Annotated in this window: 2 protein-coding genes; both read right to left on the bottom strand. The window is 60.3% G+C overall.

Annotated features, from left to right (window positions below):
- The coding region (locus AC1DWI_RS19995) for a tripartite tricarboxylate transporter TctB family protein (protein ID WP_477725554.1) at nt 1-428 on the bottom strand (428 nt) is incomplete at its 3' end.
- 152 nt (nt 429-580) lie between these two features.
- Nucleotides 581-2,383: a type IV pilus assembly ATPase TfpB gene (gene tfpB / locus AC1DWI_RS19990; protein ID WP_477669710.1), complete on the bottom strand. Its 1,803-nt coding sequence runs from the start codon at nt 2,381-2,383 to the stop codon at nt 581-583.
- Between the last annotated feature and the right edge of the window lie 4 nt (nt 2,384-2,387).

Genomic DNA, 2,387 nt, shown 5'->3' with positions numbered 1-2,387 from the left:
AGGTAGCTGCCGATGGCCAGCACCGTCGCAAGAATGAAAGTGTTTTTGACCTTCCAGCCTTCTTCAGCCATGCTGGAAATGAAGGTCAACGCATAAATCGCCACGATCATGCCCATGGCTGGAATCTTGATGCTCGGCAAACCGGCCAGCAAAATGCCGAATAGCAGATTGGCCAGGATGATGAAGGAGAGGGGCTTCCAGGCCCATTTGCCGATCTTGTCGCCGCCCACGGTTTCCACGACCAGTGCCTTGAAAGTGATCGCGGCCCCCAGAACAGTCATCAAAATACCCAGCATGAGGGGGAAGTAACCCGGTCCCATACGGGCACCCTCACCCACGTTGTAGGTGGTTGCCCCCCATGCGAACGCCACACCGACGCCCATGAACATGAGGCCGGAGAAAAAGTCTTTCTGACTCTTGATATTCACGGCTGTCTCCTCAATACATATATAAAAGAAAGAATCGGTGGATTGTGCATTCAATCACCCGGCCCCCGCCATGTGGCTTTCACTTACCTTTCGTAATCTTTTGGCTTACCTCTTGCTTACAACGGGCCGGCCGTTGTAAAAGGCCCAAGGACTCAGGCCAAAGGCGGGGTGGAGGCCAAAATTTCCTCGATGGTTGTCAGGCCCTCTGCCACTTTCAACGCGCCGGCCAACCGAAGCGGGCGCATACCTTCACTGACCGCCTGGCGGCGCAGCGCATCGATATTGGGCTCTTTCGAGACTTTTTCCTTGAAGCCTTCCGTGACGGTCAGCAGCTCATAAAGACCCATACGCCCACGGAAACCGGTCATCCGGCAATCCACACAGCCCACCGGCTTGTACGGCCGGTAGCCGCCGCTGATTTGCCAGGGTTTGACCAGGTCGGCGAGCGTTTCGCGTGAGGCGGCCTCATCAGGCTGGCGGCAATTGCTGCACAAGGTGCGTACCAGCCGCTGGGCCAGCACACCCAGCAAGGTGGCGTTGATCAGGTAAGAAGGAACCCCGAGTTCCATCAGGCGGGACACCGCCGACGGGGCGTCATTGGTATGCAGCGTGCTGAAAACCAGGTGGCCGGTCAGCGCGGCTTGCACCGCCATCTCGGCCGTCTGCAGGTCGCGGATTTCGCCCACCATGATGATGTCCGGATCCTGCCGCATCAGCGCGCGCAGCCCCTCGGGGAAATCGAAATCCAGGTGCGGCTGCACCTGCGTCTGGTTAAAAGAGGCCTCGATCATTTCGATCGGGTCTTCAATCGTGCTGACGTTGACTTCTTCAGTCGCAAGCCGCTTGAGCGTGGAATAAAGCGTGGTGGTCTTGCCGGAACCGGTAGGCCCGGTGACCAGCACAATGCCATAGGGCCGCTTGACCAGTTGTTCCCAGCGTTCGGCGTCGTGCTGCGAAAAACCCAGGGCATCCAGGTCCTTGACCGTGGTGTCCGGATCAAAAATACGCATGACCATCTTCTCGCCGAAGGCTGTGGGCAAGGTGGACAGGCGCATCTCAACTTCGTCGCCGCGCGGGTTGCGGGTCTTGATGCGGCCATCCTGCGGTCGGCGCTTTTCCACCACATCCATGCGGCCCAGCAGCTTGATGCGGGCGGTCATGGCGTTGTGCACGCCCATGGGCAGTTGATAAACGGGATGCAGCACGCCGTCGATGCGAAAGCGGATCACGCCCTGCTCGCGCCGCGGCTCGAGGTGGATGTCGCTGGCGCGCTGGTCAAAGGCGTACTGCCAGAGCCAATCCACCACCTGCACCACGCCCTGGTCATTGGCGTCCAGCTGCTTGTTGCTTTTGTTCAGCTCAACCAGTTGTTCAAAGCTCGCCGATGTCGACCCGCCGCCGGCCTTGATCGCTGCCTTGACGGATTTGGCCAGGGCAAAAAATTCGGCGGTGAACTTGGTGATTTCGAGGGGGCTGGCAACCACAAGGCGCACGCTGCGCTTGGCCTGACGTTCGACCTCCTGCACCCAGTCAGTCACGAAAGGCTCCGAAGTGGCAATCACCACCTCGCTGGGGGTCACCTGCACCGGCAGCACCTTGTGCCGCTCGGCATACATGGCCGACATGGTGTCCGCCACCTTGCCCACGTCCACCTTGAGCGGGTCAATCCGCAGGTAAGCAAGGCCGGCCCGTCCGGCCAGCCATTGCGTGATCGTTTCCATGTCCAGGGGTTTGCCGTCGGCCAGGCGTGTCATGCCGACACTGGCAAGCCGCGTCAACGGCGGCTGCGCGCTTTGCACCTGGGAGCAGCGTGCAATCGTGCGCTGGGCTTCAGCGGCGCTGATGACGCCGTCTTCGCTGAGCCACTCAACCAGCATGCGCCAGCCCAGCGGCCCGGCAGGGGGCTTTTTCACATGCAGGTCTTTGGGGTGTTTGGGGTGCGTCACGGCGCTCATGGGT

Source organism: Polaromonas sp. P3_C2 (genome assembly GCF_056402675.1).
The sequence above is the reverse complement of the archived record's forward strand: the minus strand, read 5'-3'. Positions and strand labels throughout refer to the sequence as shown.